The organism is Roseburia yibonii (assembly GCF_014297335.1).
Taxonomy (GTDB): domain Bacteria; phylum Bacillota; class Clostridia; order Lachnospirales; family Lachnospiraceae; genus Roseburia_D; species Roseburia_D yibonii.
Genome location: NZ_JACOQH010000001.1, coordinates 21414 through 36443, shown reverse-complemented (window position 1 = coordinate 36443; position 15030 = coordinate 21414). Strand labels below are relative to the sequence as shown.

Annotated in this window: 13 protein-coding genes; 12 read left to right on the top strand and 1 reads right to left on the bottom strand. The window is 48.4% G+C overall.

Going from position 1 to position 15030, the window contains the following annotated elements; all coding sequences use genetic code 11:
• The first annotated feature begins 14 nt into the window (after positions 1–14).
• From H8Z76_RS00160 to H8Z76_RS00150, 3 genes are read left to right on the top strand one after another with little or no spacing between them, the layout of a single operon-like run.
• Positions 15–656, top strand: coding sequence for an O-methyltransferase (locus tag H8Z76_RS00160; protein ID WP_147619098.1), 642 nt, complete (start codon positions 15–17; stop codon positions 654–656).
• Between the two features lie 17 nt (positions 657–673).
• A complete protein-coding gene (locus H8Z76_RS00155) occupies positions 674–1900 on the top strand; it encodes a peptidase U32 family protein (RefSeq protein WP_186981319.1) in 1227 nt (408 codons plus the stop codon).
• 27 nt (positions 1901–1927) lie between these two features.
• Positions 1928–2251 (top strand): hypothetical protein, encoded by a 324-nt coding sequence (locus tag H8Z76_RS00150; protein ID WP_022514597.1) that lies wholly within the window; start codon positions 1928–1930, stop codon positions 2249–2251.
• A gap of 69 nt (positions 2252–2320) precedes the next feature.
• Here the strand turns inward: H8Z76_RS00150 and aroC are convergent, their stop codons facing one another.
• Positions 2321–3424 (bottom strand): chorismate synthase, encoded by a 1104-nt coding sequence (aroC, locus tag H8Z76_RS00145; protein ID WP_186981318.1) that lies wholly within the window; start codon positions 3422–3424, stop codon positions 2321–2323.
• A gap of 170 nt (positions 3425–3594) precedes the next feature.
• On the opposite strand from aroC, the gene tgt reads away from it, so the two are divergent.
• From tgt to H8Z76_RS00100, 9 genes are all read left to right on the top strand, one after another.
• Positions 3595–4731, top strand: coding sequence for a tRNA guanosine(34) transglycosylase Tgt (tgt, locus tag H8Z76_RS00140; RefSeq protein WP_022514739.1), 1137 nt, complete (start codon positions 3595–3597; stop codon positions 4729–4731).
• Between the two features lie 122 nt (positions 4732–4853).
• A complete protein-coding gene (yajC, locus tag H8Z76_RS00135; RefSeq protein ID WP_022514738.1) occupies positions 4854–5213 on the top strand; it encodes a preprotein translocase subunit YajC in 360 nt (119 codons plus the stop codon).
• Positions 5214–5333: 120 nt separating this feature from the next.
• The gene (locus tag H8Z76_RS00130; protein WP_186981317.1) at positions 5334–6647 is read left to right on the top strand and encodes a methyl-accepting chemotaxis protein; all 1314 of its coding nucleotides are present in this window, start codon (positions 5334–5336) and stop codon (positions 6645–6647) included.
• A gap of 223 nt (positions 6648–6870) precedes the next feature.
• The gene (gene leuB / locus H8Z76_RS00125) at positions 6871–7971 is read left to right on the top strand and encodes a 3-isopropylmalate dehydrogenase (protein WP_147619095.1); all 1101 of its coding nucleotides are present in this window, start codon (positions 6871–6873) and stop codon (positions 7969–7971) included.
• Between the two features lie 42 nt (positions 7972–8013).
• Positions 8014–9693 (top strand): dihydroxy-acid dehydratase, encoded by a 1680-nt coding sequence (ilvD, locus tag H8Z76_RS00120; RefSeq protein WP_147619094.1) that lies wholly within the window; start codon positions 8014–8016, stop codon positions 9691–9693.
• A 35-nt stretch (positions 9694–9728) separates the two neighbouring features.
• Positions 9729–11408: a biosynthetic-type acetolactate synthase large subunit gene (gene ilvB, locus H8Z76_RS00115; RefSeq protein WP_147619093.1), complete on the top strand. Its 1680-nt coding sequence runs from the start codon at positions 9729–9731 to the stop codon at positions 11406–11408.
• A gap of 30 nt (positions 11409–11438) precedes the next feature.
• Entirely contained in the window at positions 11439–12521 is a 1083-nt protein-coding gene (gene serC, locus H8Z76_RS00110; RefSeq protein WP_147619092.1) for a 3-phosphoserine/phosphohydroxythreonine transaminase, read from the top strand.
• Positions 12522–12549: 28 nt separating this feature from the next.
• Entirely contained in the window at positions 12550–13713 is a 1164-nt protein-coding gene (locus tag H8Z76_RS00105; RefSeq protein ID WP_147619091.1) for a phosphoglycerate dehydrogenase, read from the top strand.
• Between the two features lie 69 nt (positions 13714–13782).
• Entirely contained in the window at positions 13783–15021 is a 1239-nt protein-coding gene (locus tag H8Z76_RS00100; RefSeq protein WP_147619090.1) for a DUF1015 domain-containing protein, read from the top strand.
• Positions 15022–15030 lie beyond the last annotated feature (9 nt).

Genomic DNA, 15030 nt, shown 5'->3' with positions numbered 1-15030 from the left:
GCGGAGAAGAGACAGTGGTAGTAGAGGAACGACTGGTTACATACATCAATTCGTTGGAAACCGGGAATACAGAGATTTTAGATGAGATCGAACGGGAAGCGCTGCGCAGTGATGTTCCGATCATCCGCAAGGAAATGCAGACGTTTTTGAAGGTGTTTCTCGCGATGAAACGTCCGGCGCGGATCCTGGAGGTCGGTACGGCAGTCGGCTTTTCCGCGATTCTTATGGCAGAATATAATCCGGGTGCGTGTGAGATCATCACGATTGAAAATTATGAAAAGCGGATTCCAATCGCGCGTGAAAATTTTAAGCGCGCAGGGAAAGAATCCGTGATCACACTCCTGACCGGAGATGCAAAAGAGGTTCTTCCGACAATAGAAGAACCTTTTGATTTTATATTTATGGATGCGGCGAAGGGGCAGTACATCCATTTTCTGCCGGAGGTGCTTCGTCTGTTAAAAAGCGGCGGCACCCTGATATCGGACAATGTATTGCAGGACGGTGACATCATACAGTCCCGTTTTGCGGTGACACGGAGGAACCGTACGATCCACAAACGGATGCGGGAATATCTGTACACCCTTACCCACCACGAAGAACTGACCACGGCGGTATTGCCGATCGGTGATGGGATCACGGTCAGCGTAAAGAAATAGAAAGCAGGAGAGAAAAAATGAGACATCCGGAATTACTGGTACCGGCAAGCAGTCTTGAGGTACTGAAAATAGCGGTTATATTTGGTGCGGACGCAGTGTATATCGGCGGAGAAGCGTTTGGTCTGCGTGCGAAAGCAAAAAACTTTTCCATGGAGGATATGAAAGAGGGGATCCTTTTTGCCCATGCACATGATGTAAAAGTCTATGTGACGGCAAATATCCTTGCGCATAATGAGGATCTTGAAGGCGTGCGCGCGTATTTCGAGGAGTTAAAAGAAATCGGACCGGATGCGCTTATCATTTCAGATCCGGGCGTGTTTACGGTTGCGCGGGAAGTCTGTCCTGAAATTGATATACATGTCAGTACGCAGGCGAACAACACCAATTACGGCACTTTTTTATTCTGGCAGAAACTTGGCGCAAGCAGAGTTGTGACTGCGCGTGAGCTTTCCTTGAAAGAAATCCGTGAGATCCGTGCAAAGATCCCGGATGAGCTTGAGATCGAGACATTTGTGCATGGTGCGATGTGCATTTCCTATTCGGGAAGATGCCTCCTCAGCAATTATTTTACCGGGCGTGACGCAAACCAGGGTGCGTGTACGCATCCGTGCCGCTGGAAATATGCGGTCGTGGAAGAAAAACGGCCGGGTGAATATCTGCCGGTTTACGAAAATGAGCGTGGAACCTATATCTTTAATTCCAAGGATCTTTGTATGATCGAGCATATTCCGGAGCTGATCGAATCCGGGATCGACAGTTTCAAGATCGAGGGACGGATGAAGACGGCGCTTTACGTCGCGACAGTTGCGCGTACTTACCGGAAAGCGATCGATGATTATCTGGAATCTCCGGAAAAGTATAAGGAAAATATGCCGTGGTATCTGGATCAGATCTCAAACTGTACCTACCGTCATTTTACGACCGGATTTTTCTTTGGAAAACCGTCCGAGGAAGCTCAGATCTATGATAATAACACCTATGAGAAGGAATACACATATCTTGGCATTGTAGGAGAGCAGAATGAGGAAGGGCTCTATCGGATTGAACAGCGCAACAAGTTTTCTGTCGGGGAAACGATCGAGGTCATGCGCGCGAACGGGGATAATATTCCGGTCACGGTAAAGCGCATCGTGGATGAGGAAGGAAATGATATGCCAAGCGCACCGCATCCGAAGCAGGTCTTATATCTTGACCTGGGGCAGGAACTTATGCAGTACGATATTCTGCGCAGAAAAGAGGAATAAAAAAGCAGCAAAGACAGGGGGAGAAAAATGAGAAGTCAAAAGTATAGCCTGACCGAAGAGGCAAAAAAACTGGAAGAGCTTCTGGCACAGGAACACGGGGAAAAAGAGCATGCGCTGCAGATCTTGGAAGAGATCTGCCATTGCATTGAGCTTCTGGCGGAACAGATGCCGGCAAATGAGCGCGAGGGCTACCAGCTGCGGGGAATGATCGATGAAATCCGCACGGACGAAGAAAGAATTGACACAGAGGGAAATGAATTTCATGGTGCAAAAACAGTGGCAGATGCCTGGCTTACCGATTTTTATGACCTGTGTGAAGCCTGCGGATGCAGACTGGAAGAAGAGAAATAAAAAAGATCACAGAACACGGTTTCGTGTCCTGTGGTCTTTTTTTGTAAACAATGTTTTAAGACAGATTTTTTAAACGTTGTAAATCTTTTCCAGATACTCCATGCGGGCACCAAGATTGGACAAAAGCAGATCGGTGACCATGAGCGCAGCCATGGACTCCACCACGACAACGGCGCGCGGTACGATAATCGGATCATGGCGTCCTTTGATCTGGATCTGGATCTCTTCGCCTGCTTTGTTTACCGTTTGCTGCGTGGAAGCAATGGAAGGTGTCGGCTTTATCGCTGCGCGGAAGATGACCGGGCTTCCGTCGCTCATTCCGCCAAGCACACCGCCGGCGTGATTGGTCTTTTTGGAGACAGAACCGTCTGCGTCAAGACAGAAGGCATCGTTGTTGGAAAGACCGGTAGCGGTGGCTGCGTCAAAACCGTCCCCGATCTCAAAGCCCTTGACCGCACCGATGGAAAGAATGGCTTTGGCGAGGTTGGCATCCAGCTTTTCGAAGACCGGATCGCCGATACCGGCAGGCATTCCCGTGATCACGCATTCAACGACTCCGCCGGAAGAATTCTGCTCACTTATGCATGTTTCCAGGTAGGAGGCAGCTTTTTCGGCAGCGTCCTTATCCGGCATCGCAAGCGCGTTATTTTTGATCTCATCTTTGGAAAAACGTGACATATCGACCGCAACGGGACCGATGGATCTGGTATAAGTCAGAATGTGGATGCCGAGCGTGTCTAAGATCTTGCAGGCGATGGCACCTGCGGCAACACGTCCGATCGTCTCTCTGCCGGAGGAACGTCCGCCGCCCCGGTAATCCCGGAAACCGTATTTTGCGTCAAAGGTATAATCAGCATGTCCCGGACGGTAGTAGGACGCGATCTCACTGTAATCCCTTGACTGCTGGTTCTTGTTAAAAACAACCAGCGAGATCGGCGTGCCGGTGGTCTTACCCTCAAAGACACCGGAAAGGATCTCGACCGCATCGTCCTCCTTACGCGGGGTGGTGAATTTTGACTGTCCCGGTTTTCTACGATCCAGATAGACCTGGATATCTGCCTCGGAAAGAGGAAGTCCTGCCGGACAGCCGTCTACAACGACGCCGACACCTTTGCCGTGGGATTCTCCCCAGGTTGTGATCTTAAATATATTTCCAAACGTTGAACCTGCCATGATGTCCTCCTGTTTTCTATAATAATACAATAATTTTAAGTATAGAGGATTTGGAAAAGAAAGACAACCGGAAAATCAAAAATGAACGGGGATTTTGTTCTGTACATTTTTGGGGGAAGCCGCTATAATAAGAAACAGACGACTGAGCAATAAAAGAAAAAGGAGATCTTATGTACGAGTTATTAAAAAAAGACGGACGGGCGAAGCGGGGCGTGCTTCATACCGTGCATGGCGATATACAGACACCGGTGTTTATGAATGTAGGTACTGCCGCGGCGATCAAGGGAGCGGTTTCCACCGAGGATCTCGAACAGTTAAAGACACAGGTGGAGCTGTCCAATACCTATCATCTTCATGTGAGACCGGGGGATGAAATTGTAAAAAAACTGGGTGGTCTGCATAAATTTATGGTCTGGAACAAGCCAATCCTTACCGATTCCGGCGGATTTCAGGTGTTTTCCCTCGCGGATTTAAGAAAGATCAAAGAAGAGGGGGTATATTTCCACTCGCATGTGGACGGAAGGAAGATCTTTATGGGACCGGAGCAGAGTATGCAGATCCAGTCCAATCTTGCGTCTACGATCGCAATGGCGTTTGATGAGTGCCCGCCGGCGCTGGCTGACCGGAATTATGTGGAAAATTCAGTGGCGCGTACGACCAGATGGCTTGCGCGCTGCAAGACGGAGATGCAGCGGTTGAACGGACTTGAGGATACGATCAACAAGAACCAGATGTTGTTCGGGATCAATCAGGGAGCAGTTCTTGAGGATATCCGTATCGACCACGCGAAGCGGATCACGGAGATGGATCTTGACGGATATGCGGTAGGAGGACTTGCAGTAGGAGAGACACATGAGCAGATGTATCATATCCTGGATGTCACGGTTCCGCATTTGCCGGAGAACAAGCCGACGTACCTTATGGGTGTGGGAACGCCTGCAAATATCCTGGAGGGTGTTGCGCGCGGGGTGGATTTCTTTGACTGCGTATATCCGACAAGAAACGGAAGACACGGACATGTCTACACCAATCAGGGAAAATTAAACCTGTTTAACCAGCGTTTTGAACTGGACGACAGACCGATCGAGGAGGGCTGCGGATGTCCGGCATGCCGCAGATACAGCAGGGCATATATCCGCCATCTGTTAAAGGCGAAGGAGATGCTCGGCATGCGTTTATGTGTGATGCATAACCTGTATTTTTACAATACGATGATGGAAGAGATCCGGGATGCCATTGACGCCGGCAGATATGCGTCCTATATGGATGAAAAACTTTACGGTATGAGCCAGATGGATGGTAAATAAGTAAAATTTCTATGAAAAAATGGAAAACCACTTGATGTGGCAGACAACTTTGTGTAGAATAATAGGAGCGCTTCAAAGAGACAGGAAGCAATTTATATGGTGATTTTAGGAGGAAAAATGCAATGTCTATTTTAGCAGAAGCAACAGGTACCGGCTCGATGAGTTTTATGATTTTCTGGCTGATACTTATCTTTGTACTGATGTATTTTATGATGATTCGTCCGCAGAAGAAGGAACAGCAGCGTAAGGACGCCATGCTTTCCGAGCTCGCAGTTGGCGATACGGTTCTTACAACCAGCGGATTTTATGGTGTAGTCATCGATATCTCAGATGACACAGTGATCATTGAATTTGGTAACAACAAGAACTGCCGTATTCCGATGCAGAGAGCTGCGATCGCGGCAGTAGAAAAGCCGGAAGAGGCTGTTGTGGACAAGACAGACAAAAAAGCGGATAAGAAGGACAAAAAGGCTGAGAAATAATGGGCAGTCAAACAGAGACTTGAGGCAGCTGCCCCGGGTCTCTTTTGTTTTTTGGGCTTTCGCAAAGCCGGATTTTCTGATAAAATAAGTAAAAAGAACATAGGATAAGGGGGATTTTGTATGAATACCGGAAAAGAACAGGAAAAGACGGCAATGCTGGGCAAACTGGCTTGTGTCTGTGCATTGCCGTTTGTAGTATTGTGGCTGATAAATATGGGCGTGATGTATCTGGTACAGAAGGGAACGTTGAGCAGTCTTGTGGCGAACGTGATCCTGCTTGTTGTGATCCTTGCGATGATCGGCGGAGTAGTGGCAGCAGTAAGGGCAGCGACCGGAAAGATCCGCTTTATGGTCAAACATATGGAAGAAATGGGCGATGACCATATGGAGCAGGATAATGCGCTCTTACAGCGGGATGACGCGCTTGGAGAGATGGCGCGTTCCGCAAATGAGATGATCACATCTTTTGCGCAGGTAGTAAACCAGATCCGCACGGCGACAGCGGAATTGGAGGAAGTATCCGGAGATTTTCAGGAATCATTTGGAAATATGTCGGATTCTGTGGAACGCGTCAGCGGAAAAGTAAACTCCATTACCGATAATACAGCGGCACAGGCAGATAAGACCAGGGATATCGAGCAGAAGATCATGAACATCAGCCAGGCGGTGGAAACGATCGCGCAGAATATCGATGTGCTCGTGGAGAGCGCCGGAAAAATGAAATCCTGCAACGAAGAAGCGGAAAATATCATGCGGGAACTTGTAACGATCAGTAAGGATAACAGTGCGGCAGTGGAAAATGTCCGCAGCCAGACAGATCTGACCAACCAGTCTGCAATGCAGATCCGCACGGTAACCGAGATCATCGCGGGAATTTCCAGCCAGACCAACCTTCTTGCGTTAAACGCAAGTATTGAGGCGGCGCGCGCGGGAGAACAGGGAAAAGGTTTCGCGGTCGTTGCGGAGGAGATTCGTACACTTGCAGATCAGTCACGGGAATCTTCGGAGAAGATCAATGCGATCGTCAATACCCTGATCGAGAATTCCAATGTCAGCGTGGACATCACAGAAAAAGTTTCCCAGGCGTTTGAGGAGCAGAACAAAAAAATCCATGAGACAGAGAGCATCTTTGCGTCACTGAACCAGGAGATCGCGCTTGTGAGTGATTCCATCCACGGCATCGGAACGGAAGTGGATGAATTAAACGAACATAAGAATGCGATGGAAGAGGGAATCGTGACCCTCACGCAGACCGCAGAGGAAAATACGCAGAGCGCAAGAGAGACTCTGGATTCCATGAATGAAGTGGAAGCGATCGTAGCACAGTGCAAGAGCTCGACCAACCGTATCACGAATGTGGCGAAAGATCTGGTTTCCGGCATACAGAAAGTCGGCGTAAAACAGTTAAAACAGGAAGTCGAAGAAAGATTTTAAGTAACGGATCATAAAAAAGCAGGGCGGATTCCCCGAAAGGAAAGCCGGCCTGTTTTTCTATAAGATGAAATAATAGAAAAAAGCCTTTCTATAACCGCAAAGCATATCAAATATAAAAAACAAGAATAGATACGCTTATTGAAATAAACGCAGAAATACTATATAGTATAACTATTAAGCATATCAGAGAAAAGTCTTGAATGAGAAAGGAAGTAGAAATTCCATGAAGTGTAAGGTTGGAGTTATTTCCGGTGACGGAATCGGACCGGAGATCGTAAGAGAAGCAAAAAAAGTATTGGATAAAATTGGCAGAACATACGGACATGAGTTTGTATATACAGACATTTTGATGGGCGGCTGTTCCATTGACGCGACAGGCGTTCCGCTTACCGATGAGGCGATCGCACAGGCAAAGGCATCGGATGCGGTGCTGATGGGATCGATCGGTGGAAATACATCCACCTCACCGTGGTATAAGCTGGCACCGGAACTCAGACCGGAGGCAGGGCTTTTGAAACTGCGCAAATCCTTAAATCTGTTTGCGAACTTGAGACCGGCGTATCTTTACGAGGAATTAAAGGCAGCGTGCCCGCTTCGGGATGATATTATCGGAGACGGTTTTGACATGATGATCATGCGGGAGCTGACCGGTGGACTGTATTTCGGCGCACGCGAGACAAAAGAAGTGGACGGTGTGGTCACAGCGGTTGATACCCTTTCCTATAATGAAAATGAGATCCGGAGAATTGCAAAACGCGGCTTTGACATCGCAATGAAGCGCAGAAAAAAAGTGACTTCCGTGGATAAGGCAAATGTGCTTGATTCTTCCAGACTCTGGAGAAAGATCGTGGAAGAAGTGGCAAAGGACTACCCGGAGGTTACATATGAGCATATGCTGGTTGACAACTGTGCAATGCAGCTGGTAAAAGACCCGCGCCAGTTTGATGTTATTTTAACAGAGAATATGTTTGGAGACATCTTATCCGATGAAGCAAGTATGGTGACCGGATCGATCGGAATGCTCTCCTCTGCAAGTTTAAATGACACCAAATTCGGACTGTATGAGCCGAGCGGCGGATCCGCGCCGGACATTGCGGGAAAAGGGATCGCAAATCCGATCGCGACCATTTTGAGCGCAGCAATGATGCTCCGTTACTCCCTTGATCTGGATAAAGAGGCGGATGCCATTGAACAGGCGGTAAAACAGGTGTTAAAAGAGGGATACCGCACGATCGATATTATGCCGCAGGAAGCGGAAAAACGTGCTTCGGTCAGAGAAGTCGGAACAGAGCAGATGGGTGATCTGATCGCGGAGCGTGTGTAGAAACTCCAGCGTTTTATGATAGAGAGAAAGGAAATAAAAGAGATGAAAAGTGATAATGTAAAATGCGGAATGCAGCAGGCACCGCATCGAAGCCTTTTCAATGCACTTGGCTTCACAGAAGAAGAAATGAAAAAGCCGATGGTTGGTATCGTAAGCTCCTATAATGAGATCGTACCGGGCCATATGAATCTGGATAAAATTGTAAATGCAGTTAAACTGGGCGTTGCGGAAGCAGGCGGCGTCCCGGTTGTATTTCCGGCGATCGCGGTATGCGACGGAATCGCCATGGGACACATCGGAATGAAATATTCACTTGTGACCAGAGATCTGATCGCGGACTCCACCGAGTGTATGGCACAGGCACATCAGTTTGACGCGCTTGTCATGGTGCCGAACTGCGACAAGAACGTACCGGGACTTTTGATGGCTGCGGCAAGAATCAATGTGCCGACGGTATTTGTATCCGGCGGCCCGATGTTAGCGGGACATGTAAAGGGACAGAAGAGAAGTCTTTCTTCCATGTTTGAGGCGGTAGGCTCTTATGCGGCGGGAACCATGTCCGAGGACGACGTAAGAGAATTTGAGGAGAAAGTATGTCCGACCTGCGGTTCCTGTTCCGGAATGTATACCGCAAACTCCATGAACTGCCTGACCGAAGCGCTCGGTATGGGACTGCGTGGAAACGGAACGATCCCGGCGGTATATTCAGAGCGTATCAAACTCGCAAAGCATGCGGGTATGGCGGTTATGGATATGTACCGCAAAAACATCCGTCCGAGAGATATCATGACTAAGGATGCGATCTTAAACGCGCTGACCGTAGACATGGCGTTAGGATGTTCTACCAACAGTATGTTACATCTTCCGGCGATCGCGCATGAGGTAGGTTTTGATTTTGATATTTCTTTTGCAAATCCGATCAGTGAAAAGACACCGAACCTCTGTCATCTTGCGCCGGCAGGCCCGACTTACATGGAAGACTTAAATGAGGCGGGCGGTGTTTACGCGGTTATGAAGGAGCTTGCGGACGCAGGGCTGTTACATACCGATTGTATGACCGTGACCGGAAAGACCGTAGGAGAAAATATCGCGGATGCGGAAAACAAGAATCCGGAAGTGATAAGACCGCTTGACAATCCGTACAGCAAGACCGGCGGACTTGCCGTATTAAAGGGAAATCTTGCACCGGACGGCGGCGTGGTAAAACGTTCCGCAGTCTGCGATGAGATGATGGTACATGAAGGACCGGCGCGCGTATTTGACTGTGAGGAAGACGCGATTGCTGCCATCAAGGGCGGTAAGATCGTTGCCGGAGATGTTGTTGTGATCCGTTATGAGGGACCGAAAGGCGGCCCTGGTATGCGTGAGATGTTAAATCCGACTTCCGCGATCGCGGGAATGGGACTCGGATCTTCAGTAGCGCTTATCACGGACGGAAGATTTTCCGGCGCGAGCCGTGGAGCTTCCATCGGTCATGTCTCACCGGAAGCAGCAGTCGGCGGCCCGATCGCGCTTGTAGAGGAAGGAGATATCATTAAGATCAACATTCCGAAGATGACACTCGAACTTGCTGTTTCCGATGAGGAGCTTGCGGCAAGAAAAGCAAAATGGCAGCCGAGAGAGCCAAAGGTAAAGACCGGCTATCTGGCACGTTATGCGGCAATGGTTACATCCGGTAACCGTGGCGCGATCCTTCAGGTTCCGGGAACAGGAGAGAACTAAAAGGGAAAAAGGGGTTAGAAAGCGAGGAAGCATAGATGCAGTTGACAGGTGCGCAGATCGTAATAGAATGTTTGAAAGAACAGGGCGTGGATACCGTATTCGGGTATCCGGGCGGCGCAATTTTAAATGTATATGATGAATTATATAAGCATAAAAATGAAATCAGGCATGTGCTGACCTCCCACGAGCAGGGAGCTTCTCACGCTGCGGACGGCTATGCGAGAAGTACCGGAAAAGTCGGTGTGTGTCTTGCAACATCGGGACCGGGCGCGACCAATCTGGTCACCGGGATCGCGACCGCGTATATGGACTCGGTGCCGATCGTGGCGATCACCTGTAATGTCGGTGTACCGCTCCTTGGAAAAGACAGTTTTCAGGAGATCGACATTGCCGGTGTTACCATGCCGATCACAAAGCACAACTATATCGTAAAAGACGTTACAAAACTTGCGGATACGATCCGGAAAGCCTTTGAGATCGCGAAAAAAGGCAGACCGGGTCCGGTGCTTGTGGATATTCCGAAGGATGTCACGGCACAGAAGACGGAGTATCAGGCAAAAGAACCTGTGGCAGTACAAAGAGACACCGGGCGGATCACGGAAGAGGATCTGCAGACCGCGTTAAAGCTGATCCGGGAAGCAAAAAAACCGTATGTATTTGTCGGTGGCGGAGCAGTGATCTCCGGCGCGAGCGAGGATCTGCGCGAATTTGTAGATAAGATTGACGCACCGGTCTGCGATTCCCTGATGGGAAAAGGAGCATTCGACGGTACCGATCCGCGGTATACCGGAATGCTTGGCATGCATGGAACCAAGACATCGAATTACGGTGTCAGTGAGTGCGATCTTCTGATCGCGATCGGCGTGCGCTTCAGTGACCGTGTACTCGGAAATGCGAAGAAATTCGCCAATCAGGCAAAGATCCTGCAGCTGGATGTGGATCCGGCGGAGATCAACAAAAATATCGTGGTGACAGCAAGTGTGATCGGAGATGTGAAGGAGATCCTTGGCAGACTGAATGCACAGCTTGCGCCGATGGAGCACAAAGAATGGATGGATCATATCCTGGCATATAAGGAGAAATATCCGCTCACCTATCATCCGGAAGGCTTGAGCGGACCGTATATCGTAGAGCAGGTCTATCGGATGACAAAGGGTGAGGCGATCATGGTCACCGAGGTCGGACAGCATCAGATGTGGACGGCGCAGTATTACCGCTATGCAAAACCGCGCACACTCCTTACATCCGGCGGTCTTGGAACAATGGGCTACGGACTTGGCGCAGCGATCGGCGCACAGGTGGCGAATCCGGATAAGCAGGTGGTAAATATTGCCGGCGACGGATGTTTCCGGATGAACATGAATGAGGTCGCAACTGCGGTGCGGGAAAAATTACCGCTGATCCAGGTCGTGATAAACAACCATGTACTTGGAATGGTAAGACAGTGGCAGAATTTATTTTATGAGGCACGTTATTCCGCTACCGTGTTAAACGATTCGGTTGATTTTGTAAAGCTTGCGGAGGCCATGGGAGCCACCGGAATACGGGTGACGACGAGGGAAGAGTTCACAGACGCTTTCCAAAAAGCACTTGACAGCAAAACACCAGTAGTATTAGACTGTATCATAAATTGTGACGATAAAGTGTGGCCGATGGTTGCACCGGGCGCTGCAATCAGCGAAGTGTTCTGTGAAGAAGACTTGGATAACAAATAAAAGGGAAGAGTGACAGGAGGAAAAGGTACAATGAGCAGAGTTTACAATTTTTCTGCAGGACCTGCGGTATTACCGGAAGAGGTCTTAAAAGAAGCAGCAGATGAGATGTTGGATTACAAGGGAAGCGGCATGTCCGTTATGGAGATGAGCCACCGCTCCAAAGTATACGATGATATCATCAAGGAAGCAGAGAAGGATATCCGTGATCTGATGAATATCCCGGATAATTACAAAGTATTATTTTTACAGGGCGGAGCTTCACAGCAGTTCGCTATGATCCCGATGAACCTGATGAAAAATAAGAAAGCTGCCTATATCATCACAGGCCAGTGGGCAAAGAAGGCGTATAAGGAAGCACAGATCTACGGAGACGCAGTTGCGGTTGCATCCTCCGAAGACAAGACATTTTCCTATATCCCGGACTGCTCCGATCTGGATATTCCGGAAGATGCGGATTATGTATACATTTGTGAAAACAACACGATTTACGGAACGAAATACAAAAAGCTTCCGAACACCAAGGGACATACCCTGGTAGCTGACGTTTCCTCCTGTTTCCTGTCAGAACCGGTTGATGTAACAAAATACGGCATTATCTATGGTGGAGTTCAGAAAAACATCGGACCTGCCGGAGTTGTTATTGTGATCATCCGTGAAGATCTGATCACTGAGGATGTACTCCCGGGAACACCTACCATGCTGAAATACAAGACACATGCGGATGCGGATTCCTTATACAACACACCGCCTGCATATGGTATCTATATTTGTGGAAAAGTATTCAAATGGTTAAAGAAGATGGGCGGACTTTCCGTGATGAAAGAACGCAACGAAGAGAAAGCAAAGATCCTTTATGATTTCTTAGACCAGAGCAAAATGTTCCACGGAACTGTTGTAAAGGAAGACCGTTCTCTGATGAACGTACCGTTCGTAACCGGAGATAAGGATCTGGACGCAAAATTCGTAAAAGAAGCAGCAGATGCCGGTTTTGTAAACTTAAAGGGACATCGTACCGTAGGTGGTATGAGAGCTTCTATCTACAACGCAATGCCAAAAGAAGGTGTTGAAAAGTTAGTAGAGTTCATGAAGAAGTTTGAAGCAGAGAATGCATAAAAATACATAAAAGGAGAGTTAGGGTAGAATGTTTCAGTATACATGCTTAAATCCGATTTCTCATGTGGGACTGGATTTACTGACCGATGATTATAAAAAGACAGATGACATCAATGCAGCGGAAGCGGTTTTAGTAAGAAGCGCTTCGATGCACGAGATGGATCTGCCGGAGAATTTAACTGCAGTGGCAAGAGCCGGAGCCGGAGTCAACAATATTCCGCTTGACAAATGCGCAGAACAGGGAATCGTTGTATTCAATACACCGGGCGCAAATGCAAACGGCGTAAAAGAACTTGTGATCGCGGGAATGCTTTTTGCAGCCCGTGACATCCGGGGCGGTATGGAATGGGTACTTTCCGAGGAAGGAAACGCGGATATCGCAAAGCTTGCTGAGAAGCAGAAAAAGAACTTCGCGGGAACCGAGCTTTCCGGTAAGAAACTCGGCGTGATCGGGCTTGGTGCGATCGGTGTCAAGGTAGCAAATACCGCAACACATCTTGGAATGGAAGTACTTGGTTATGATCCGTACATTTCCGTAAATGCTGCATGGAATCTTTCCCGTGGCGTAAAACATGTGCAGGATGTCACAGAGATCTACAAAGAATGTGATTACATCACCGTACATGTACCGCTTATGGATTCTACCAAAAAGATGATCAGCAAAGAAGCAATCGCGATGATGAAACCGACAGCGGTTGTACTCAACTTCGCAAGAGATCTGCTGGTAGATGAGGAAGCAATGGTGGAAGCGTTAAAAGAAAAGAAGGTACGCAAGTATGTATCTGACTTCCCGAATCCGACTACCGTTGGAAAAGAAGGAACGATCGTAACACCGCATATCGGAGCTTCCACAGAAGAATCCGAAGATAATTGTGCTGTGATGGCAGTAAATGAGATCATGGATTTCCTGGAAAACGGAAATATCACACATTCCGTAAATTATCCGGACTGCAACATGGGTATCTGCCAGGCGGCAGGACGTGTTCTGATCCTTCACAAAAATGAAAAAGGAATGATCAGCCGTTATACAACGGTACTTGGAGATGCGGATATCAATATCTCTGATATGACCAACAAGAGCCGTGGCGAATTTGCCTGCACCCTGATGGATGTAGACGCAGCACTTACGGATGAAGTGGTAGAAAAATTAAAAGCAGTTGACGGTGTACTTCGCGTGCGCGTGATCAAATAAGAGAATATAAAGCAGAAAATCCAGGTCGTTTGTGCCTGGATTTTTCTGTTGGGGAAGAGGAGGAAAAAAGTGGCAGAGATCAGACCCTTTTGTGCAGTTCGTCCGCAGGCGGACTGGGCAGAGAAAATAGCGGCATTGCCTTATGATGTATACAACCGGAAGGAGGCGAGAGAGGAGACGGCAAAGCATCCGGAGTCCTTCCTTTGTATTGACCGGGCGGAGACACAGTTCCCGGAGGATACCGATCCCTATGCACCGGAGGTATATCAAAAAGCACATGATCTGTTGTATGACTGGATCGCAGAAGGAAGATTTGAGAAAGAAAAGAAACCATGTTATTATGTTTACGAAGAAACCAGAGAGGGACGGACGCAGACCGGGATCGTTGCCTGCGCTTCGGTCGATGACTATGAAAACAACGTGATCAAAAAGCATGAGGAAACAAGAGCGGAAAAAGAAGAAGACCGGATCCGCCATGTGGATGCCTGCAATGCCCAGACCGGACCGATCTTTCTTGCTTACCGCAAAAACGAGACGATCTGTGAACTGGTAGCGCGTGCAAAAGAAAAAACTCCGGTGTATGATTTCATTTCAAGAGAGGGGATCGGACAGCGGGTATTTCTGATCGATGATGACAAAGAGATTGCGCAGTTAAAAGAGGCGTTTGCAGAGGTTCCGGCGGTTTATATCGCGGATGGACATCACCGCGCGGCATCTGCGGTGAAAGTCAGTGAAAGGAAAAGAAAAGCCAATCCGGGTTACAGCGGAGAAGAGGAATTCAATTACTTCCTGTCAGTGTTATTCCCGGATGAAGAACTTTTTATCATGGATTATAACCGGATCGTGAAAGATCTAAATGGTATGACACAGGAAGATTTTTTAAGCCGGATGAAAGAACATTTTAGGGTCAGCCCGTGTACAAAAGAAGAGCGCAGACCGAAGGAAAAGGGAATGTTTGGCATGTATCTCGGCGGACAGTGGTATCAGTGCCGGATCCATGAAAAAGATAAGAGCAGCGATCCGGTGGAAAACCTGGATGTCTTCGTCCTGCAGGAGAAGGTGCTTGCGCCGCTCTTTGGGATCACAGAGCCAAAGACAGATGCGCGTATTTCCTTTGCCGGCGGAATCCGCGGGCTGGATTATCTGGAAGAGAAAGTGGATGGCGGATGGGCAGTGGCATTCGCAATGCATCCGACCTCGATCGCGGAACTGTTTGCGGTTGCGGACGCCGGAAAACTGATGCCGCCAAAATCCAGCTGGTTTGAACCGAAACTTTACAGTGGTCTGTTCATACATGAATTAAACTGAAAAAATTTA

What these genes read in the sequence shown, in the direction of transcription:
- leuB (WP_147619095.1), top strand. Translation starts at nt 6,871, where the DNA reads ATGAAGTGTAAGGTTGGAGTTATTTCCGGTGACGGAATCGGACCGGAG.
- H8Z76_RS00150 (WP_022514597.1), top strand. Translation starts at nt 1,928, where the DNA reads ATGAGAAGTCAAAAGTATAGCCTGACCGAAGAGGCAAAAAAACTGGAA.
- tgt (WP_022514739.1), top strand. Translation starts at nt 3,595, where the DNA reads ATGTACGAGTTATTAAAAAAAGACGGACGGGCGAAGCGGGGCGTGCTT.
- ilvB (WP_147619093.1), top strand. Translation starts at nt 9,729, where the DNA reads ATGCAGTTGACAGGTGCGCAGATCGTAATAGAATGTTTGAAAGAACAG.
- H8Z76_RS00130 (WP_186981317.1), top strand. Translation starts at nt 5,334, where the DNA reads ATGAATACCGGAAAAGAACAGGAAAAGACGGCAATGCTGGGCAAACTG.
- H8Z76_RS00105 (WP_147619091.1), top strand. Translation starts at nt 12,550, where the DNA reads ATGTTTCAGTATACATGCTTAAATCCGATTTCTCATGTGGGACTGGAT.
- serC (WP_147619092.1), top strand. Translation starts at nt 11,439, where the DNA reads ATGAGCAGAGTTTACAATTTTTCTGCAGGACCTGCGGTATTACCGGAA.
- yajC (WP_022514738.1), top strand. Translation starts at nt 4,854, where the DNA reads ATGTCTATTTTAGCAGAAGCAACAGGTACCGGCTCGATGAGTTTTATG.
- ilvD (WP_147619094.1), top strand. Translation starts at nt 8,014, where the DNA reads ATGAAAAGTGATAATGTAAAATGCGGAATGCAGCAGGCACCGCATCGA.
- H8Z76_RS00155 (WP_186981319.1), top strand. Translation starts at nt 674, where the DNA reads ATGAGACATCCGGAATTACTGGTACCGGCAAGCAGTCTTGAGGTACTG.
- aroC (WP_186981318.1), bottom strand. Translation starts at nt 3,424, where the DNA reads ATGGCAGGTTCAACGTTTGGAAATATATTTAAGATCACAACCTGGGGA.